At 57.1% G+C, this 18,696-nt stretch carries 20 protein-coding genes; 9 read left to right on the forward strand and 11 right to left on the reverse strand.

Annotated elements, in window-relative coordinates:
* The first annotated feature begins 5 nt into the window (after positions 1–5).
* The 3 genes from MUH00_RS09930 (at position 6) to MUH00_RS09940 (ending at position 2,806) form a co-directional block, all read left to right on the forward strand.
* Entirely contained in the window at positions 6–947 is a 942-nt protein-coding gene (locus MUH00_RS09930; RefSeq protein WP_246998014.1) for a hypothetical protein, read from the forward strand.
* On the forward strand, positions 947–1,627 hold the full coding sequence (locus MUH00_RS09935) for a 3'-5' exonuclease family protein (protein ID WP_246998015.1): 681 nt from the start codon (positions 947–949) through the stop codon (positions 1,625–1,627). The genes MUH00_RS09930 and MUH00_RS09935 overlap by 1 nt, the downstream gene beginning before the upstream one ends.
* Before the next feature lie 186 nt (positions 1,628–1,813).
* Positions 1,814–2,806, forward strand: coding sequence for an HNH endonuclease (locus MUH00_RS09940; protein WP_246998017.1), 993 nt, complete (start codon positions 1,814–1,816; stop codon positions 2,804–2,806).
* 157 nt (positions 2,807–2,963) lie between these two features.
* On the opposite strand, the gene MUH00_RS09945 is transcribed toward MUH00_RS09940, so the two are convergent.
* The 3 genes from MUH00_RS09945 to MUH00_RS09955 all read right to left on the reverse strand — a co-directional run bounded on the left by MUH00_RS09945 (position 2,964) and on the right by MUH00_RS09955 (position 5,700).
* Entirely contained in the window at positions 2,964–3,368 is a 405-nt protein-coding gene (locus MUH00_RS09945; RefSeq protein ID WP_246998019.1) for a MarR family transcriptional regulator, read from the reverse strand.
* A gap of 674 nt (positions 3,369–4,042) precedes the next feature.
* Entirely contained in the window at positions 4,043–4,624 is a 582-nt protein-coding gene (locus MUH00_RS09950) for a hypothetical protein (RefSeq protein WP_246998021.1), read from the reverse strand.
* A 458-nt stretch (positions 4,625–5,082) separates the two neighbouring features.
* Positions 5,083–5,700 carry a tyrosine-type recombinase/integrase gene (locus tag MUH00_RS09955; protein ID WP_246998023.1) on the reverse strand — a complete coding sequence of 206 codons (618 nt, stop codon included), beginning with the start codon at positions 5,698–5,700 and terminating at the stop codon, positions 5,083–5,085.
* A gap of 271 nt (positions 5,701–5,971) precedes the next feature.
* Between MUH00_RS09955 and MUH00_RS09960 the strand changes: the two genes are divergently transcribed.
* Positions 5,972–6,334 carry a hypothetical protein gene (locus tag MUH00_RS09960; protein ID WP_246998025.1) on the forward strand — a complete coding sequence of 121 codons (363 nt, stop codon included), beginning with the start codon at positions 5,972–5,974 and terminating at the stop codon, positions 6,332–6,334.
* 7 nt (positions 6,335–6,341) lie between these two features.
* Here the strand turns inward: MUH00_RS09960 and MUH00_RS09965 are convergent, their stop codons facing one another.
* Positions 6,342–7,025: a hypothetical protein gene (locus tag MUH00_RS09965; protein WP_246998027.1), complete on the reverse strand. Its 684-nt coding sequence runs from the start codon at positions 7,023–7,025 to the stop codon at positions 6,342–6,344.
* A gap of 167 nt (positions 7,026–7,192) precedes the next feature.
* Here MUH00_RS09965 and MUH00_RS09970 point away from each other — a divergent pair, with 167 nt between their 5' ends.
* Positions 7,193–8,584 carry an ATP-binding protein gene (locus tag MUH00_RS09970; protein ID WP_246998029.1) on the forward strand — a complete coding sequence of 464 codons (1,392 nt, stop codon included), beginning with the start codon at positions 7,193–7,195 and terminating at the stop codon, positions 8,582–8,584.
* Between the two features lie 45 nt (positions 8,585–8,629).
* On the opposite strand, the gene MUH00_RS09975 is transcribed toward MUH00_RS09970, so the two are convergent.
* Entirely contained in the window at positions 8,630–9,175 is a 546-nt protein-coding gene (locus MUH00_RS09975; protein WP_246998031.1) for a hypothetical protein, read from the reverse strand.
* A gap of 124 nt (positions 9,176–9,299) precedes the next feature.
* On the opposite strand from MUH00_RS09975, the gene MUH00_RS09980 reads away from it, so the two are divergent.
* Positions 9,300–9,467, forward strand: a complete 168-nt coding sequence (locus MUH00_RS09980) for a hypothetical protein (protein ID WP_246998033.1) — start codon at positions 9,300–9,302, stop codon at positions 9,465–9,467.
* Positions 9,464–10,822 (forward strand): hypothetical protein, encoded by a 1,359-nt coding sequence (locus MUH00_RS09985; protein ID WP_246998035.1) that lies wholly within the window; start codon positions 9,464–9,466, stop codon positions 10,820–10,822. The genes MUH00_RS09980 and MUH00_RS09985 overlap by 4 nt, the downstream gene beginning before the upstream one ends.
* A 407-nt stretch (positions 10,823–11,229) precedes the next feature.
* On the opposite strand, the gene MUH00_RS09990 is transcribed toward MUH00_RS09985, so the two are convergent.
* The 4 genes from MUH00_RS09990 to MUH00_RS10005 all read right to left on the reverse strand — a co-directional run bounded on the left by MUH00_RS09990 (position 11,230) and on the right by MUH00_RS10005 (position 14,988).
* Positions 11,230–12,489, reverse strand: a complete 1,260-nt coding sequence (locus tag MUH00_RS09990; protein WP_246998037.1) for a site-specific integrase — start codon at positions 12,487–12,489, stop codon at positions 11,230–11,232.
* A 127-nt stretch (positions 12,490–12,616) separates the two neighbouring features.
* A complete protein-coding gene (locus MUH00_RS09995; RefSeq protein ID WP_246998039.1) occupies positions 12,617–12,886 on the reverse strand; it encodes a VOC family protein in 270 nt (89 codons plus the stop codon).
* A 137-nt stretch (positions 12,887–13,023) separates the two neighbouring features.
* A complete protein-coding gene (locus MUH00_RS10000) occupies positions 13,024–13,767 on the reverse strand; it encodes a peptidoglycan DD-metalloendopeptidase family protein (protein WP_246998041.1) in 744 nt (247 codons plus the stop codon).
* A gap of 930 nt (positions 13,768–14,697) precedes the next feature.
* Positions 14,698–14,988, reverse strand: a complete 291-nt coding sequence (locus MUH00_RS10005; protein WP_246998043.1) for a DUF7577 domain-containing protein — start codon at positions 14,986–14,988, stop codon at positions 14,698–14,700.
* Positions 14,989–15,173: 185 nt separating this feature from the next.
* Between MUH00_RS10005 and MUH00_RS10010 the strand changes: the two genes are divergently transcribed.
* A complete protein-coding gene (locus MUH00_RS10010; protein ID WP_246998045.1) occupies positions 15,174–16,247 on the forward strand; it encodes an FkbM family methyltransferase in 1,074 nt (357 codons plus the stop codon).
* Positions 16,244–17,104: an aldo/keto reductase gene (locus tag MUH00_RS10015; RefSeq protein WP_246998047.1), complete on the forward strand. Its 861-nt coding sequence runs from the start codon at positions 16,244–16,246 to the stop codon at positions 17,102–17,104. The genes MUH00_RS10010 and MUH00_RS10015 overlap by 4 nt, the downstream gene beginning before the upstream one ends.
* Positions 17,105–17,138: 34 nt before the next feature.
* Here MUH00_RS10015 and MUH00_RS10020 read toward each other — a convergent pair whose 3' ends face one another.
* Both MUH00_RS10020 and MUH00_RS10025 read right to left on the reverse strand, forming a co-directional pair.
* Positions 17,139–18,443 carry a DUF2238 domain-containing protein gene (locus MUH00_RS10020; RefSeq protein WP_246998049.1) on the reverse strand — a complete coding sequence of 435 codons (1,305 nt, stop codon included), beginning with the start codon at positions 18,441–18,443 and terminating at the stop codon, positions 17,139–17,141.
* Between the two features lie 93 nt (positions 18,444–18,536).
* Positions 18,537–18,674 carry a hypothetical protein gene (locus MUH00_RS10025; protein ID WP_246998051.1) on the reverse strand — a complete coding sequence of 46 codons (138 nt, stop codon included), beginning with the start codon at positions 18,672–18,674 and terminating at the stop codon, positions 18,537–18,539.
* Between the last annotated feature and the right edge of the window lie 22 nt (positions 18,675–18,696).

Consider the following 18,696-nt stretch of genomic DNA (forward strand, 5'->3'; position numbering starts at 1 on the left):
GAGTGATGACTACGATTCAGCAGGTGTTGTTCGAGATGGAGTCCGACTACCTCGGCCACCCGTATTTCGTGACGGGGCACGCGTTGTTCAACGCGCTTGCCCGCCGTGTGGATGCGCGGACGCGCCGAGCGCTGAACGTCAGTCACGGGGTGTTCGTGCCTGGCGAGTACGGGGCATATCCGGAGTCACATTCACACGATGGGTACGCAGGGAAGCTTGGGATGTCGCTACCACCGGTCGAGGCCTACGAGGATTTGTTCGTGTTTCGGGATGCAGCGCATCGGTGGTTGCTGGACTCACGGCCACGGGATGCGCACAACACGCACGACATCCAGAGTCATGGCGGCCGACTAGCGTTTTCGCCGGTGACTCACTTCGGACGACCGCCTGAGCATCGGAACAGCAAGCGGACGATGCACTGGTACGTCCACTGCTACCTGTACGCCGATGGGGGTGACGAGGCCGTCCTCCCGCTCTCCGAGGATGTATTGGACGGGCTGCGTGTCGGCGGCGCTCGAAACTATGGGCTCGGTGAACTGTCGCTCGCTGAGACGCAGGTCATTGATCTGACTGGCCTCGATTACTCGCGGGTTCGAGAGGCGTCGTCGCTTCAGATCGAACTGTTGTCACCGTACGTCCTCGCCAGCGATTATCCAGAAGCTGATAGCCAGTCGGTGCCGTGGTGGTGGGAGTCCGACGAGCAGTTGCGTCGGCGGACGACTCGACTGGTTGCTGGTGATGATGTACATGCGATGGCGACGGTCGATCACGGACAGGTTGTTGCGTACGCTGGTGACCGACCGGTTGAGACGGCGAAGAATGGCATACGACGCGTCGGGACGCACGCGAAATACGGGTTCGGCGAACTCAGACTGCGACCGGCCGACGCGGGCCGGGTGCCAGAGCGGGCGCAGGCGAGCGAAGAACGGACGGCAGGTGAGTCGTGATGGCCGACACCCTGGCGCACGTGGCAATTGATATTGAGACGACCGGGTTGGACGCGGCAGATGAAGTGACTGTGGTCGGGTTCGAGTTGGAACTCGGCTGCCGGGTGTTCTACCAGACGGGCGGTCGAGATACCGACTCCAATGATGTCGAGACGGCAGTCCAGAACCGGACAGGGACATACGTCGAGGTGTCGGCCCACCGGTCAGAGCAGGCGCTGCTGGAGGCAGTGTCGGCGTTCGTGGCGACGCGACTCCGGTCGGCTGACGTCCTGCTCGTCGGGTACAATGCTGAGACGTGGCGTGGCGGGTTCGATCTCCCGTTCTTGCGGACTCGGTACGCAGCGTGTGACGTGGCCTGGCCGTTCCAGACGCTGCCGTACGCCGATTTACTGCCGGTCGTTCGGGACTTGTTCAACACGGTGGTCGATGGGGAGGAATCAGCGGATCTTGAAACCGCCTACGAGGTGTTGTGTCTCGGTGAAACGGCCACGGTGGATCCGTTCGACGACAGCGTCGAAGCTGTCGCAGCATTCGAGGACGGGCGGTTTGAAGCCGTGGTCCTGCACAACGTAGCGGATATTCGTCGTACCGGCCAGTTGAGCAGTCTTGCCCAACGATATTGCAGCAAATCGGATTTCGACCTGAAGTCGCTGACACCGACGGTGGAGAGCGAGTACTGAGCGGGGACGTGGTTGCGAGCGGGATTGAAGCGATACACCACGCCACTGACGCTGACGACAGCGCGACGCGGACGGATCAGCAGGCAAGCGGTACATTCAGAGACCACAGATGATCGGACTGAACACGATTGAGGCGACGATTGGGGATCATGCAGCAACTAGACCGGCGGGCACGGAGGACCGCGAATGACCGGGCACGAACGCTGCCACGAGACGGTGAATCCGGCGACGCGAGAGGAGCGGTTGGAAGCGTACGGACACCGGTGTCAGGGCTGCGGGCGGTGTAGCCCCGAAGCTGGTGGACTCGCTACGCTGCATGTCCATCACCTTACCCGGGATCCCGAAGGAATGGACGAACACGACCCGGCAAACCTGACTGTCTTATGCCGGTCGTGTCACAGTTGGCAGCACCAGCAGGCGAGCGAGGCGGATGTGCCGGTTGAGATTACGGACGAGGATTTGACTGTCCTGTTACCGCAGGATATCGAGATCCTACAGATCTTGGCTGGATCTGGGCCAGCGACCACGGGTGATGTCGCCGGGGCGCTCTCGACTGATCTCACGGTAACGGCTGTGCGAGAACGGTTATGGGTGTTAATGGGACTTGATAATCTCGTTACGTCGCGCGATCGGCAGGTCATTGATCAGGATGTGGATACCGGTGAGTGGGGGTTGGCGGGACAGATTGAGCACTCATCGCGTGGTCGGATCCCAAGTGATCCGCAGATGTTGTGGCAACGTATCGAGGACGAACTTGTCCGGCAGGCTTTGGACCGTGGCTGTGACCGAACTGCTGTTACTGACATATTGGACATGTCGCGCCGCTCCACGTTCTACAAGGAGAAACGGGGACGGGCCTATGATTTCCCGTTGGATGCGATCCATCGGCGCGGTGGGCGGCCGGCAGCAGATGCTGATGCGGATGAACAGGGTGGTGTGTCGCGTGCTAGTGACGAGGCAGAGTCATCTAGTGGGGCACAACAGCGATTCGATACTGGTGGGGACAGGCAACAGCGGACAGCAACCGATGGTGGTGACGACGGTGAGGGCGACGAGGCTGCGGATAGTGACGGGCGTGGTGTCCCTGTGAGTGTCACCCCGGAGGGCGAGTGGACTGAAACACAGGAATGTGTTCAACAGGCGATCGCGGCGTTGAAGCAGGTAGATGAGACGCTCTAATCGAACCTGACTGCGTTGAGCGCGGTATCTCTCATTGAGTGCTGCGGCTCTGTTGAAACCCTCTGAAATCGATGTGTTTTGACTACTGACGGTCCATACAGATGAACGACTACGCGCTAATCTCGGGGAAGCACTTGCACCTATCTCCGTAGAGAATTCACTCCAGATTCATTTCAGCTTCTAACTGAGCTAGTTCGACCTCAAGTTCGGATTCATCGATGTGTTTTACAGGGGATCCTTCTATGTCGGTGTGTTCTTCGTCCTTGTCCATGCTTTCGAACATCTTCTCTAGTTGGTCAAGGCTGGCGACGTATCGGTGAAGGGTTTCGCGGTGTTCGAGCCCGTGATAGTGACTGTCGGAGGTTTTTCCGATGAGTCCCTGGTCGTGGAGTCGCGTGAGGGTTGTGGTGACAGTTGTGTGTGGGATGTCAAGGTGGTCTTCGATTTCTTTGGGTTTGAATCCGAGTTCTGTGTTGCTGTAGAGGAACGCGATGATGTCGGATTTCGCGGTTCCTGGCTTCAGATCGAGAGTAGGATCGTGTTCGTCGAGTCGGATGGGCATTGTCTGTGATTAGTTGAAGTCGCTCGTGGGGTATTGTAGTTTTGTCCTGCATTGACAACTCGTCGCCGGGATCCACCTATTGATAAGTGTGTGTGAAGGACGAGCGATCGAGAGTGGGGCGGGTCGGCTGGACGACACGGGGGTAGTGGGGAGGTGGGTGGTGACTTTCTTTGTCTGATAACCGTGAGTGATCGTGTGAGCCGGCTATGAAATACTCGATTGAGGAGTGAATCGAATGTGCGAGTGTGGCTAGTTGTTGGTGACTGTCTGCAGGATAGTTATGTGGTGTCTTGTGGTGGAGGACTGCATTCAGCTATTGTTTTTCCCTTCGCACTGCTAAATTTGCCGAGAAGTTCTGCTTCGGTTTGGTCTGCCCATTGTTCTGGAGAGAGATACCGGAGGAGTGGGTACATCGACTCACTTTGATTCGCAATGAGTGCTTCGTCTACAACTTGTATCGAGACTGCGTCCATCTCCTCACAGTATCGCTGGAAGTCAACGCGGTAGTCGCCGTCAATGACCTCGTAGAAATCACCGCGGTCAACAGCGATCGGGTAGCAGATACGAGTCTCGTTAGTGACCGAAACAGCAGAACGGCGGTACGGTGTTTTGATCCATTCACGGACCTCTTCGAATGAGTGAGATTCGTACTCAACGTTTGAGAGGGCGACGTCTTAGACAATCGACATGTCATCGTTCGCGCGCATGCGAGCGCCCATACCGCTGAACCGATCAATTTGCTCAACTGGATAATCCAGTTTCTTTGCGAGGTCTAAGCGGCGTTCGAAGCCGTTCGTCTCCCAATGACCGGGTGGCTTCTCGTTTCTCCGTCGTTCTTCGACAAGGTCGATGAGCATTGCTCTCACTTCGTGCCAATCAACTTGCTCTACGTCGAAGAGCTCGCAGGTCATGTCAGCCTCGCTCTGTAGTGTCTCGAAGATCTGAATGATACTGCTCCAATTCTCCGAGGTGTGAGAAGGTGCGTCAGCAAAATACCCTAACAGCCAGGTTAAGAATCCGACGTTTTCCTCAGTATCCCTGTCATTCCAAATTTCTTGGTCAAGAAACATCTGGATGTTATCGTCGCCATCGGTTCCGACGAACCCAATTGAATGGGCTGAGAATAGGAAGTGTACGTCTTCGGGTGCGAGGTCCGTCGTGGTGTCGCCATTGACTTCCCAATCGGGATGGGCTCGGTTGAATAATTCAACGAAGATTCGGGTCGTCTGCTCTCGGTGTGTAGTGTCTGCGACCATGTGGTTTCACTCTTGTTGTGCGGGTCAAACAACGAGATGACGGTCGTCCTGTGGAGCGGGGCTCCGGGATTCGTGTATATGTGGCTGTGTCGCGGTGACAGTGAGTCCAGTTCGTTATGTCTGACCAGCAGACACGATTATGAGCGTGATTGACTTATAGCTCTGTATTTCTAAACTTCGAAAGTGCTGCTTTCGGCACTCATAATACTTCTACTCCATCATCTGTGTTTAAAGATCGGCGCACCGTATCCGTTTTTCACATGTTTCATTGTTGGATTACATTGTAGAGCGATTACGTCTCCCGACACCATATTGGGATCCACTGCGCGCGCCAGCAGATCTCCGGATGCGCAGGAACAATGAATGCTCTGGAATCACCGGACTACTCCTGGTTCGGTGTCCAGAGTACAGCGCAGACGGCCCACACTCTCACGATGTTGCCACGTACTGTTGTCGGATCAAACCTTCAGCAGATGATCATAGATGCGTTCGGTCGTCTGGATACTCCGGTGGCGTAACCGATTGCGGACATCATATAGCGTGTTCTCCTCTTCTTCGTTCATCATCCGGTAGGCAACACCATGTCGGAGCGCGTGCGGCGTCACGTCACCAGCATCGCCGCGACTGCCGTCAATCTTGTATGGGTGCACTTCTGCTGCTTCAGCAATTTTGTGAAGCATATTCCGCACGCCCTGCTCAGAGATTCTGTCCGAGGAACGAGAGGGGAACAACGCCGGTGAGTCCTTCCATCGGTTGGTGAGATAGGCCGATAACAACCGGGCGGTGTCGTCTGCGAGTTCGAGCGTTACTGGCGGTGGCGTGTTCTCATTGGGGTAGTCCTTCTGGATCTCTGTTGGCAGGTAGAGTTCAGAGTTGTTGCTCCGGAGCAACGAGACATCAACCTGGACGAGTTCTCCCACTCGAAGTCCGGTACCATATGTGAACGCAATGATAGCCTCATTACGCTGCTGAAGATATTCTGCGCCGATCGTGTAACAGGCGGATCGGAGCGCTTCGACTTGGCTGGGTGTCACCCATACTTTCGCACGAACTTTGGAATCTGCAGAATTGCTCATTACAACGAATCCTCTTTATATACTACCAGGAGGTCAAGGTACTTGAACTTTGGATTCTACAAACAGACTCCAAAGTTGACAAGCCGATATTTTCGAACACGCCTCTGTCACTGTTCACAGAGCAGACGTTTGCTCTCCGATGAAATTTCAGCGAGACACTACAGGCGGTACCCATCTTCTCTGAACGTTGTTGCTTGTCCGTGAGTTCTCTATCTTCGGGGAAGACAATGTATTCAACAGCGTTATCCAAGGTCTGTTTGATTATCGGGCTATGGCGGAACAACTCTCGTTGAAGCAACTTTACCAGTACACCTTCGCAACCAACGAACGACTCGCTAAAATGGGATCTGGGACAGAACTTGAGGAGGAGCCAACGGAGTTTACTGCGTTCTATCATCGTGACCGCGGTGGCGTCGAAGAAGACCTTCTGGTACGGGATGTGAACGAGATAATCGAGGAATCGAAATGGAGTCCGCTGCTGGACGAAGGATTTGAGCGGATTGCGTACCTGCTTGAGGGGGCGAATACCATCCCGGTCGGAGAAAAAGAGAACGGCGACCTCTATGAACTCACCTACGCTAACGGCGAACCAGCAGTCGGGGATAAAGTACAGATCCAGCTGCGACTGGAGTAAGTAAAGGTCAGAAAGTACGGCTGGAGCGCTCTTTGTCTGTGAGAGTCGGATAGAATGCGTGGAGATCGATATCCTGGTACAGCCGTTCATCCAAGTCATCGACCACTGTGATACATCTCTCCGACATTTTTACCAGGTCTTCCCAATCAGAGATGTATAGAATCTGCAGAGGAGAATGGAGGAAGTCGTGGCGGTGAGACCTTACCCGCTTCACTTTATCGTGACTTAACAACCCGGTCTCATCCATCAACCGGGCCATGTCGGTGATAGAGGACCTCCGACTATTCAACCACTGCATGATCTGTGTTCCGTACGGCTCTTCACTGTCCTCGTCGAGAGCACGGTCTCGGTTCTCTTCCATCCACTCCAGAATTTGGTACCCTTCTTCCGTCTCATTTCGGAAGTGGTGGAAGCATAGAATCGGAACTCCTGCCTCGAAATAACTCACTGTCAAGCTATGGAGTTCGTACGTCTTCAACCCGACACCGCCGAAACTGAACTCCATGGGAAGATCATCATCCTCTGCCTCTTCCCATTCCTGCTGTAGTTCTTCATGTAGCCGGTGAACTTCATTGTGGAACCCGTCCAGGAATGCCAACGACAATGCGTTCTTGACATCATCCGGCATATCGCTTGTATGCCAGTCACTGGACTTTCCGTCCTCATCACCGACTATCTCAGAAAATTCCATAGAAGCACAGACAGAACCGGGCATCAAAAATCCCCCTCAGCAAACTGGTTCAATGTCAGTCTCAAATCCAGTGACCATATACTATACCAGAATAGCCAATTCTTAGTTAGCCTATTCTGAATTAGGCTATTCGAGAGTTTTATTTGGTTGGATGTCAGTCAGAGGGTATGGAGCGATTCGTGGATCGGGAGGATGAACTCAGTCGGCTTCAAGGTTGTTACGAGTCGGACGAAGCTGACATGGTCGTGATTTTCGGTCGTCGCCGCCTCGGGAAGACCGAACTCGTCCGAGAGTCGCTGGAAGACCGCGATGACGCCGTTCTGTACCAAGCGACTGAAACAACCCGGCAGATCCAACTGGACGCATTCGTGGACGTGGCAGCAGAGTCATTTCCGGGAATCGATCGGATTGAGGGCGAATGGGAATCGTTGCTCGGGTATCTCGCTGACCAGGATGCAGTCATCGTGCTGGACGAATTCCCGTATCTGATTGACGCTGACGAGAGTCTCCCGTCGGAGATTCAGCGACTGTGGGATCAGGAGTTGCGTGACACCGGTGTGACGCTCATACTCGTGGGGTCCTCGATCAGTATGATGGAGGAGGCGACGCTTCTCGGGAATAGTCCGCTGTACGGCCGGTTCACCGAGAAGATTGATCTGCGCCAGCTTGATTTTGCTGCTGCACGCACGTTCTTCCCCGAGAGCTATACCGCCGAACAACTGTTCCTCGCGTGGGGTGTGTTTGGGGGGACGCCGTACTATTTGGACGGCGTTGATCTGGACAACGATCTCGGAACAGTCATCCGGCAGGCGCTCCTGTCACGGCAAGGGTTTCTGCATGATGAGCCGGAGTACGTGCTTCGCACTGAATTGACCGAGCCGAACCGGTACTTTGCTATCTTGAAGGCGATTGCGGCCGGGAACACGACATCGAATGAGATCGCGCAAACGGTCGGGATCGATGGCAAGCAGATTTCAACGTACACGCAGAAGCTGGAGCGGCTACGGTTGGTCGAACGGGAGGTGCCGGTGACGGAGGACAAGACGAAGTCACGCCGGGGTCGGTACCGGATTCTCGATCCGTTGTTCCGGTTTTGGTTCCGGTTCGTCTATGGGAACGAAGACCGCTACGAGCGGTTGGGTGCCGACGCCTACGAGACGGTCATCGAACCGGAGCTGGCGGACTTCGTGAGCGGGGCATTCGAAACGCGCTGTCAGGACATCCTGCCTGAACTCTATCCCGATATGATGTTCACCGACATCGGCCGCTGGTGGTACAACGAGTACGAGGTGGATGTCGTCGGGCTCGCCGCAGACGGGACGATGGTGACGGGCGAGTGCAAGTTCACGTCTGCACCGCTCGATTACAGCGCGCTTGCCTCACTCGAAGCCCACACAGACGAGATTCGATGGTCGCCTGATGGTAGCGAAGTCGCGCACAAGTATGCGCTGTTCGCCCGAAACGGGTTCACGGAATCTGTTCGTGAGGCGGCCGCTGACCGTGACGATCTGCAGTTGTTCGACCTCGAACGGATCGTTGACCCGGGAGCATCGCAGTAGGAGTGTTGGAATCTGTGAAATTGGCCGACGGCAAAGAGTAGTGAATTATGGCTCTGAGTCAGCTGTCTGGATCTTGTCTCTGAAATTCGCAATGGCGTCTGCGTGCTGTTCGTTTGCTTGTCGTAGCTGTTCGGTGGTTTGACTAATGTTCTCGTCTTCTGCGATCACAGCGAGGTGCTGTGCGTCAGGCACCAGTTCGTACAGTTTGATTTTGCCGCCGTCGTCAGGGTAGGTCATAAACTCACGCCAGAGGCCGAGTTTGGCCCCGTCGGTGAGACGGGTGGCGATCGTGCCGTGACTCACCACAAGTGCTTCGTCAATCTCGCTGAATCGTTTGGAGCCGTCGGCGAGTTGGGCGAGGATTTCGACTGCGCCTTTCTTTTCAAAGAAGTCTCTGACCTTCACTGTATTGAGGTCAGCTCCGGTATTGCCGTCTGGTTCTGCGTAGGATCCGACGTGTGTGTCTGCCCCATCTTCGTCAGGCATCCCGTCAGTTACATCCGGCTGTTCCTCTGCCGAATTACTACTTCGCTCTAAATTCCCGACCGTCTCGTTGTTGTCGTCAGATGTGTCCGAAGAGTCGTTTGGCATATTCGTATCTCCTACTTGGACGCCAAGGCTTTAAACTATAGTGGGTAAAATCGCTATCTACTAAAAATTAGAATGGCTATAAATTTGAACAACATCGATCGAATGGTGGCAAGGAGGTGCCGATATGAGCTCTGAAGCCTCCGATACCCGTCAGTCGGCCATCGAGACCGCAGAAGAACTGCGGGACGATCTGGAAGCACTAGCAGCGAGTGACCTTCCCTTCGCGTATGACGCTGAACGCATCTTAGAAGATCTGGAGCAGGCACAGAAAGAGGAAACCGCAGGCCAATGACTAGGGAACGTATCGGGCGGAAAACGCTTGAAGAGCAACTACCAGTAATTCTCCGCGAACAGTTTCAACTGGATAGTTTGCCGCAAGATCACGAACCGTCGTGGGAGTATATCACCGCGAATACACGGTACTCCGCCCAAGGACTGAATAACAAGTCCAAGGAGCTCTACGGGCAGACCATTCTTGAATTTCTTCGAGAACAGGGATTTGGCGTCCGCAGTACCGGGAAATGGCCGACAGACGATGAAGAAACCATCCGGTCACTGAAGTATTACATTGAGAGTGCCGAACAGCGGAAAGAGTGGAGCGAGAACACCATTGATTCCGTCGAGTCAGTGATCAACAAAGTGTACGAAGCGATTCGAGAGGAAGGGCTCGACATCGAGATGCTTGATATCGGCCACTATGACTCGGAAAAGGACCGTGTGGAGAATATCCAACACGCTATCACAATCATCGAATACATGGATCGTGACCTGGCCGACAGCACGATGGGAAACTACCCTCGATATTTCGAGGAGTATTATAACATCGTGAAGAACAAGCACCAGATCAATATCAATCCAGTCGAAGAAGCACTCGATGAATTCGAGTGGTACCGGAGCGATGGTGACTCACAGCCAGTCACTGAAGCACAACTGAACGATATCTGGAACGCGTTAGATGTCCTTGACGAGTGTCCTGTGGACGGCTATGACCTGGAGCAGTGGCGATTGTGGATGAAAATACTCATCGTCTTCTTGATTGCTGTTGGCCCTCGATCGAATGAGGTCGAACGATTGGATGTCAGAAAACAACTCCATTTCGGTGACGACCCGCACGTTCATTTCGTTGAACGAAAGAATATGCGACGAGATGAAGGACCGGTGAAAGTCCCGATAATGATGGGTGCCACCTTCCTTCGAGCGTATCGTGAGTATATCGACGCGATCGACGGGAACGGGAAATTGGTACCGAGTGACCAATCGAAGTCTGGATGCCGAACTCCAAGCACGCTGAACGAGTGGCTGGAGCGACTGTGCAAGATTGCTGGCGTTCGACTCGATGACGGCAGGTTCCCGACGATTCAGAATTTTCGCCAGTTTTGGAAGACACTGTATAAGAGGGCACTCGCAGAAAACCGAGAGCAGATCAAATTCGTCTCTGAAGAAGACGGCAAGAAGGATTACGAGAGTGATGAGCGAGACTACATTGACGATGTAGTGAACCGACAGCATATTCGAGGTCTTGGCCGGGAATACTTCGATGACGTGCTGGACCTCGGTGAATTACCTGAATTACTTCGGGAAGAGTTGGACCAAGATCAGCATGGCGAGCGACAGACCAGAATCACCGATCATGGCTTTGACACCTGAGCGTCTGTAGTGGATGGATGAGGTAGTGAAGCTCATCCGGGAGGGTGCTAGTGGCACACGGCGTTATCCTCAGACAATATAGGAGCCTTCACAGATTCTGAGCTTCGCTGGTCGGTAATCAGGCCATTTTTCGGCGACGTAGTCTTCAGTCATACCTCCCGAATATCAATTCTCTGACTGTCAAACTTTGGTGGCTTGTGTGCCTTCAGAAAATATAACAGGCGTTACAGTCTGGTGAACTTGGTTGAGTGAATAAACCGTCGAAGAACTACGATATGGCAACCCGACCCCGTACAGCGAATCAAATCTAATGGGAGTTGGTTCGGTTGTGACAGGATACAAATCACAAACAAACAATCACCGACTCATATTTGGTTTCTGCCAAGTTATCTCAGGCCTCTTCCAGATTAGACATCCAGCCCTAACGCTCGGAGCTCTTCAAGTTCGCTCTGGACGCTCTTGAGTCGATCTTTCATATCCTCCTCTGCCTCAAGTGCGGAGTCGAACAGTCGTTCCCGCCGCTCTTCGATCTTCTCGACACCTTTGGGACTCAGCGCCTGTCCACACCACATACACTGGACCTTGTCTCGCGGCGTTTCGCGCTGACATCGGGGACATTCAACCGGGCCGATATCAGAGATTTCGTCCGCTGAAACGTCCATACCGTGAGCACGAGCAACCTCGCGGGCGGTGTCTTCCGCGAAGACGATGATGTATCGCCGTGCTTCGTCGCTGTTCTCGACCCACCCGTGATGGCGCTCTAAGTGATGTTGAGACACGTTCTTGCGAGCCAGATAACTCGCGGAGGATTTTCGCATCCGGGTGAAGCCCATCTTCGACGGCTTCTGCAGATCCCCGTTCTTAACTGCTCGCTCAACAGGCTTTCGGAGCATTTTCTGCTTCATTTTGTAACTCACGTCCCTTCCATTATCCAGATCGCACCAGAGCGGTGCTTCTGGATCGTCCGCTTTTGGGTGAACCTCCAACCAGCGTTGGAGATACGGGACGGATGTGATGAGGGTGACTGACCGTTGTCCCTGCCGACCGTTGACTGTGATTTCTTTCCCGTACTTATGGTCACCGACGTCACCGACTTTCATCGACCGGAATTCGCCCGAGCGAGCACCAGAGTCCCAATCAACTGCGACCGCCGCCTTGTTTCTGGCATACTTCGCGTTATTTAGCACCGGGAGAATGTGTTCGTCCCACCACCACATTTTCGTCTTGTCCGGAATCGGATCGTAGTCTGACGGGAGATCAGCCGAGATCCATTCAACACTGTATGGTTTCTCGTCCTCAGGATCTCCGCGAGTAACATGCCCACCGAACATCCGGAGTGCGACTCGATGATCCCGTTTTGACTCCTCGCTATCGTAGTTCCCGTTGATCCAGCTGACGTACCGTTTCGCCTTCTTTTTCTCCGTCTCCGTGTCGCCAAGTATATCGACGAGATCAGGTTCGGGAAGCTGATCCGGACTGTATTTCTCCGAATCACCTGCCATCATCGTACAGTGCTGTAAGAGCTTCACCCGCCTGCCCGTTGAATAGTTATGAGCACCGAGTTCGGATGAGAACTGCATCAGCGCGTCTTTGTCATCCTGTATGAGGTCTTCTGATTCTTCAATCCGAATGTGGAGGGCTTCGACCTTAGGCGGCAAGCTTGTCATAACTAAATGAAACAATCATAGGCATTTGAACCTCTGGTTCAATGCTGGGAGGCGGCATTTCTGCTCCGATCGCGACGACGAGCAGCGCACTCGAATTACGATCGCGAACGCGATTCCGATCGTGCGCCTACGCGGCCGACTCGTCCAACTCGACGAGGATGCCGCGATTTCCGTACAGATCTTCGAAGTGAACGTAGGTGCTCGAGGCGTCGGAATCCGGTTCGCTCGTAACGGTGGCCCCGTGGTCTACTAGCGTCTCGTACGTCTCGAGGAGATCGTCGGTGTAGAAGACGAAACTTGGCCGGTTACCCGTCTGTCGGCCGATCAGTTCGCGTTCGGCGTCTCCCTGTGCCTTGATGAGCCAGAGGCCAACTGGTTCTTGTCCGAGAAAATCCACGTGTAGCGCGCGGAACGGAGATTCTTTGTGTCAAATTTACTAGATAAATTCCACAAATATCGAAGCAATCTTATCGATACTATCGATTGTAATTTTCTGCGCCTAAACGGTGCCGGCTACTGCGGCAGACCGCGAGTTCAGATGCCGGAATAGTCTTTCGGAATCTTGGTGCCTGCCGTGACGGTTTCGCCGTCGGAGCCGGGAATCGAGAGGTGGTTGCCGTTCCGTTCGATAGTGAAGTGCAGGTGAGGGCCGGTCGAGTTGCCGGTGTTACCCATGCCGCCGATTTTCTGGCCGCGTGCGACGCTCTCGCCCTGCACCACGTCGAAGCTGTTCAGGTGGCAGTACATCGTCTGGTAGCCGTTTCCGTGACCGAGTTTGAGGTAGTTGCCGCAGCCACCCGATTCGTAGCTTCGGATGTCCACGACACCGTCGTGAGCCGCGTAAATCGGTTCGCCGATGTTGCCGTTAGCGCCGATGTCCACCGCGTAGTGACCGGGGCGAGCGCCGTACGGAGACGTAATGTAACCCGTAATCGGCCAGTCGAAGTCCGAACCGTCGCCGGACGTGGACTGGAGGTACCGCTCGACCGACCAGCCCCACACGTTCCGATCGAGCCAATGGACGCCCCACCATCTGTAGCCGTCCTTGTCGGTCGGTCCGTTCATGATCTCGCCGACCTCACCGTTGTTCAGCGTGGCGACGATGGGCGATTCAGTGCCGGGCTGTTCCCGCGTGTTCAGTGCGCTTGCGGTAACTTCGACGCGCTCGCCGTCGCTAAACGCGCTCGCCGAACCGCTCAGTGCTGCGGTTCCGGTGATTCCCGTCGCGGTGATTCCGAGTGATTTGACGACCGATCGTCTGCTGAATTTTCGTGGCATAGCCAAATACAAAATACATTCATAAACGATTAAAAGTTACTATTCTCATCATATGGATTATGAAAATTCTTTGCCGGGATGAAGTCAACTATCGAACAGGTCCTGGATTCGACTGACATGAACTCCTAGAAGGGGTTAACTATACAGTGCCGGTCAAACTCTACCGTCATCGCCGTCGTACCCGTTCCGACTGAATATACGTGAGCCAAGCGGGGAGCGAAACTGAATAGGCGTGCGGGTCGTCACGCGACGTCCACCACCTCGGTCCAAGAACGGGTCGGACGGTGGGCGATCCGAGATGGACATCGCGGAGTTACCGACCCACCCGGGCGGCGTACCATCCGGCAGTCTTCGATGGTCATCTCTTCGAGGCGGCCTTCCGTCCGAGGGCTCCCGCGTCGAGCGCTGCACGTCGAGACCGCCGAACCGTTCGACGGTTCGATCGACCACGGCTTCGACCACACCGGAATCGGTTATCCCGGTGGGGACGACGGTCGGGGCCCGCGGCTCGGACGAGAGTGGTAGAATTCCAAATATATATTATTCGGTAATACAGTGCGGTTAGCATGGCGATAGTCAAGATACTCGTGGAGATGATCGAGGGGTACGTATCCGGCGGAACCGAAGAGGCGCTCGCCGAGGGTGCCGAGGAGGCGGTAGAGGAGGCGACGGGGAACGACCTGTAGACGATCGCAGTCGCTTTTCGCGTCGATCCAGTCACGCGGCGTCGAGACGAAAGAGCCCGCCACCGTCGGCGCCGGTGTCGAGCGCGTAGACCTCGCCGTCCCCGTCGCGGTCGAACGCGAGGATTCGCGCGAGTTTCCCCTCATCGTCGATCTACGCCTACTCGAGCGGCGATGACCGGTCCGTCGACCGACGGATTCGGCGGCCGACCGACGGCGCGCGGTTGGCCTTTCGGGACGGCGCGAATCACAGGGGTTCGACGCACTGACGGCAGTACGAGAACGACGGATCGTTCTCCGCGCCGCATCGTCGACAGAGCAGGCGCGTCCGTCCGTCCGAATTCTTCGCGAGCGTCTCGGACGAAATCCGATCGTACTCCTCGTCTTCGGTGTACCGCTCGATCTCTTCCGCCCGCCACTTGCGGCGCCGCTCGAGACCGTCCAGCGCGATCCGCTTCAGAACGCGGATTCCGACCCCTAACGCAACGAACAACAGCAGCACGACGATCGCCACGTAGACCTGGCCCGGAGTGACCACGCCATACCTACGCTCGCCGATCGGTTAGGTATTGTCCCAAGTTAACACGCAACGTGTTGTACGGGTCGTCAGCCCTCGATCGATTGACGGACTCGCGTTCGTTGACGCGCGAGAGGCTACGAAGTGACGTACATGTAGGTATAGTGAGGGACATACTCAAAAGCACCGATATTGACACTGTACGTATGGCGGACATCGTCGCGAAGGTAAACCACGCAGTTAGCGATCCGTCGGTCGTCCAGCCCTGGTTCGAAACCAATCGGCGCAAAGTCGGGCGCTGGCTCCGCCGACGGGAGGTCGGCCCCCTGCTCGGCGGGCTCACGGGCGGACTCACAGACTGGAACGCCTACACGAGCTATCTCGCCTGGCGGGGTGACGAACGGGCCGTGGTGCGCGAAATCAACGGCAGCGAAATGGTTCTCGATCCGACAATGGCCGGCATCTCCCAGGAGCTGTTGATGTACGGCGGCCGCGAGGAGCTGTCGGCCAGCATCTTCGAGCGGGAACTCACCCAGCTTGCTCAGCAAGTCGACTCGCCCGTCACCGTACTGGAGATCGGCGCCAACATCGGCTACTACGCGCTGCTCGAGGCGCGTGTTCTCGGGGACGACACCCGCGTACTGGCGTTCGAACCCGACCCGAGAAACGTCGACCTCCTCTCACGATCGATCGAGCGCAACGGCTACGGCGATCGGATCGACGTCGAACGGGTCGCGGTCGGCGACAGCGACGGCACGATCACCTTCAACATCCTACCGCTGAGTAACAAATCGCACGTCGCCGAGGAGTCGTTCACCCGGGCACACGACGTCGAGCGGCAGATCGACGTCCCGCAGAAGACCGTCTCGACCATCCTCGACGAGCGCGACGTCGCGGCCGACGAGATCAACGTCGTGCGGATGGACGTCGAGGGGTACGAGGCGCAGGTGTTTCAGGGGATGTCCGACGTGCTCGACTCGGAGCAGCCGCTGGTGCTCTTCTTCGAACTCCACCGCTCCAGGTTGGACGACGATCGGTTCGAGTGGATGCTCGATACGCTGGCGGAGTCCGGCCTCGAGATCGTCGCCGTGACGGATCTCGTCGGGCCGATGTGGTACGAAACCCAGCTCCCCTGGTCCTCGTTCGACGAGTTGCGCGAGATCGACGAGGACCACTCGATTCACCTGATCCTCAGGCGAACTCCCAACGAGGAGTCGACCGACTCCCGGCGACTGACCGCTCAACGGTTATCAGCCGTTCGCGAGACGCTATTCCCGTGAGCAACGACTCGATCGCAAACGAAAGCGACACGTTCGAACTCGGTGGAACGACGGTTCACCGGCTCGGTTTCGGCGCGATGCGGCTCTGCGGCGAGGGGATAATCGGCCCGCCCGAGGACGAGGTACAGGCTCGCGAGGTCCTCGAAACGGCCGTCGATCTCGGAATCGACCTGATCGACACCGCCGACTCCTACGGACCCGGCGTGAGCGAACGGCTCATCGGTCAGACGCTCGGCGATCGCGACGACGTGCTCGTTGCGACCAAGGCGGGGCTCCTCCGAAATCGCGACGGTGACTGGCTCTCCCATGGCGACCCGGACTACATTCGCAATCAGGTCCTCGTCTCCCTCGATCGATTGCGGACCGACACGATCGACCTCTATCAGTTCCACCGGCCGGATCCCGACACGCCGTACGAGGACTCCATCGCGACGTTCGCCAAACTCCAAGACGAGGGGTTCGTTCGCGAGGTCGGCGTGAGCAACGTCTCGGTCGAGCAACTCGAGACAGCCCGCGAGCACGTCGATGTCGCCACCGTTCAGAACCGATACAACGTGAACGATCGCTCCAGCGCCGACGTGCTTACGGTCTGCGAAGAGAACGGGATCGGCTTCATCCCCTGGGCGCCGATCGACGGCGACGATCTCGCGGCGCACGCGGAGCCGCTGGACGAAATCGCCGACGAGCACGACGCCACCCGCAGACAGGTCGCGCTGGCGTGGTTGCTCGACCGATCGGACGTCGTCCTCCCCATCCCGGGGACGTCGGACCCCGACCATCTCGAGGCGAACGTCGCCGCGTCGCGGCTCTCGCTCGACGACGCGGAGGTACGACGGCTCACCGAGCTGGCGAACTGATCCTCGCCGCGGGCGGCCCCCTTCGGCCGCCCCCTCACCCGTCGAACCGATCGGCGATGCGGTGCGTGAGATCGGTGAGATAGATCGATCCCCAGATCGCAGCGACCGCGGCGCCGACGACGTCGTAGACGAGGTCGACGATCGTATCCGAGAGCCCGTGCTGGGCGACGATCGCTCCCATTCCGAGTCGCCGGGCGCTCTGATCGATGCCGAACTCCAGCAGTTCCCAGAGGACGCCGAACGCCAGCACGAACACGAGGATGACGGCGACCAGCATCGGGGTCGGGAAGTACACCTCGTCGGTATGAAGGTCGATCGCCCGGACGACGGTGTACCCCGCCGCGGCGACGACCGTCGCGGAGATCGTGTGCGTTAGACTGTCCCACGGACCGATGAACCCGTACAGGCCGGCCGATCCGAGGGCGTGCAGAAAGACGGCCGCCGTCAGCCAGAACACCAGTTCGGGTTCGAGCGGCAGTCGGTAGTCGCGCTCTAAGATCGCCGGGAAAAACGTGATGGCGAGGGCGATCGCGGCGTTCGCGATCGTCGTGGGATCGCGGTTGACGAGGCCGTACCCGAGTATCACCGCGAGGGCGACTTGCATGATCCGCGAGAGCCGTCTGACGGTCCGTTCAGAGACGTCGAGTCGATCGCGGACCAGCGACGGCACCGGGTCCGGCTCCGAGTCGGACGCGGACGGCTGGGATCCGGCGTCGGGCGCGGATCGCTGCGGTCCGGACGGTTGATCGGCGATCACCGCCACGCCGGAGCGGACGTACCGATCGAAGACGACGCCGGCGACCAGCCCGGCGACCGCGGCGTAGGCGAAGTCGAACATCATCGCGCGGTTGGCCGCGTCCTGGGATCGATCGCCGAGGATGTACGCCGTCCCGAACGCGACATCCGAGACCCACAACGCGACGTTCCACGCGCCGGCGACGGCCAACGTCGCGAGCACGACGAACGCGATCGCGAACGCGTGGTTCATTCGGACCGCGGTGAAGCGATCAATCTCGACGGCGACGAGGAGCGCGATCGTCGCGACGGCGACGTAGACGGTGACGCTCGTTAGCACCGACTTGCCGAGGACCGTGGCGTCGACGATCGGCACCAGGACCAACAGCAGGAGCTCCCAGGGCGGCATCGCGATCGGGTCCCTGAAGGCGACGACCGGAGCCAGCACGATCGCGATCGCGAACCCGGTGAAGACGAACCAGCGGTACGACCCCGACAGGGCGTGCGCGATCGCGAGCGTGGCGAGGAGTGCCGTCACGAGCCAGGCTAGCGCCGCGTTTCGCCGCGGATCGTCGACCAGTCCGCCGAGTCGGGCGTCCGCCATACGCACCGCTTCGGTCCGGAGCGCCTAAACGCGGGGCCTTGTGTATTAGGGGCGGTGAAGCGAATCGTCCGAGCTTCACGGTGCCCGAGTCCGTCACTCGCCGACGAAAACCGTCTTCAGACGAACTCCGCAGTTCGGAGAGCAGAGCGTCTGCCACTTCGTCGGATCGAGTCCGCCGATCGTCTTCGTTCGCCGGGTGCCCTCGAAGGCGATCGCGGTCCGGTCGACCACGCGCTTGCACGCCGCCCGCTGA

The sequence above is a fragment of the Halosolutus gelatinilyticus genome (assembly GCF_023028105.1).
GTDB classification, from domain to species: Archaea; Halobacteriota; Halobacteria; order Halobacteriales; family Natrialbaceae; genus Halosolutus; species Halosolutus gelatinilyticus.

What these genes read in the sequence shown, in the direction of transcription:
- MUH00_RS09930 (WP_246998014.1), top strand. Translation starts at nt 6, where the DNA reads ATGACTACGATTCAGCAGGTGTTGTTCGAGATGGAGTCCGACTACCTC.
- MUH00_RS09935 (WP_246998015.1), top strand. Translation starts at nt 947, where the DNA reads ATGGCCGACACCCTGGCGCACGTGGCAATTGATATTGAGACGACCGGG.
- MUH00_RS09940 (WP_246998017.1), top strand. Translation starts at nt 1,814, where the DNA reads ATGACCGGGCACGAACGCTGCCACGAGACGGTGAATCCGGCGACGCGA.
- MUH00_RS09945 (WP_246998019.1), bottom strand. Translation starts at nt 3,368, where the DNA reads ATGCCCATCCGACTCGACGAACACGATCCTACTCTCGATCTGAAGCCA.
- MUH00_RS09950 (WP_246998021.1), bottom strand. Translation starts at nt 4,624, where the DNA reads ATGGTCGCAGACACTACACACCGAGAGCAGACGACCCGAATCTTCGTT.
- MUH00_RS09955 (WP_246998023.1), bottom strand. Translation starts at nt 5,700, where the DNA reads ATGAGCAATTCTGCAGATTCCAAAGTTCGTGCGAAAGTATGGGTGACA.
- MUH00_RS09960 (WP_246998025.1), top strand. Translation starts at nt 5,972, where the DNA reads ATGGCGGAACAACTCTCGTTGAAGCAACTTTACCAGTACACCTTCGCA.
- MUH00_RS09965 (WP_246998027.1), bottom strand. Translation starts at nt 7,025, where the DNA reads ATGGAATTTTCTGAGATAGTCGGTGATGAGGACGGAAAGTCCAGTGAC.
- MUH00_RS09970 (WP_246998029.1), top strand. Translation starts at nt 7,193, where the DNA reads ATGGAGCGATTCGTGGATCGGGAGGATGAACTCAGTCGGCTTCAAGGT.
- MUH00_RS09975 (WP_246998031.1), bottom strand. Translation starts at nt 9,175, where the DNA reads ATGCCAAACGACTCTTCGGACACATCTGACGACAACAACGAGACGGTC.
- MUH00_RS09980 (WP_246998033.1), top strand. Translation starts at nt 9,300, where the DNA reads ATGAGCTCTGAAGCCTCCGATACCCGTCAGTCGGCCATCGAGACCGCA.
- MUH00_RS09985 (WP_246998035.1), top strand. Translation starts at nt 9,464, where the DNA reads ATGACTAGGGAACGTATCGGGCGGAAAACGCTTGAAGAGCAACTACCA.
- MUH00_RS09990 (WP_246998037.1), bottom strand. Translation starts at nt 12,489, where the DNA reads ATGACAAGCTTGCCGCCTAAGGTCGAAGCCCTCCACATTCGGATTGAA.
- MUH00_RS10000 (WP_246998041.1), bottom strand. Translation starts at nt 13,767, where the DNA reads ATGCCACGAAAATTCAGCAGACGATCGGTCGTCAAATCACTCGGAATC.
- MUH00_RS10010 (WP_246998045.1), top strand. Translation starts at nt 15,174, where the DNA reads ATGGCGGACATCGTCGCGAAGGTAAACCACGCAGTTAGCGATCCGTCG.
- MUH00_RS10020 (WP_246998049.1), bottom strand. Translation starts at nt 18,443, where the DNA reads ATGGCGGACGCCCGACTCGGCGGACTGGTCGACGATCCGCGGCGAAAC.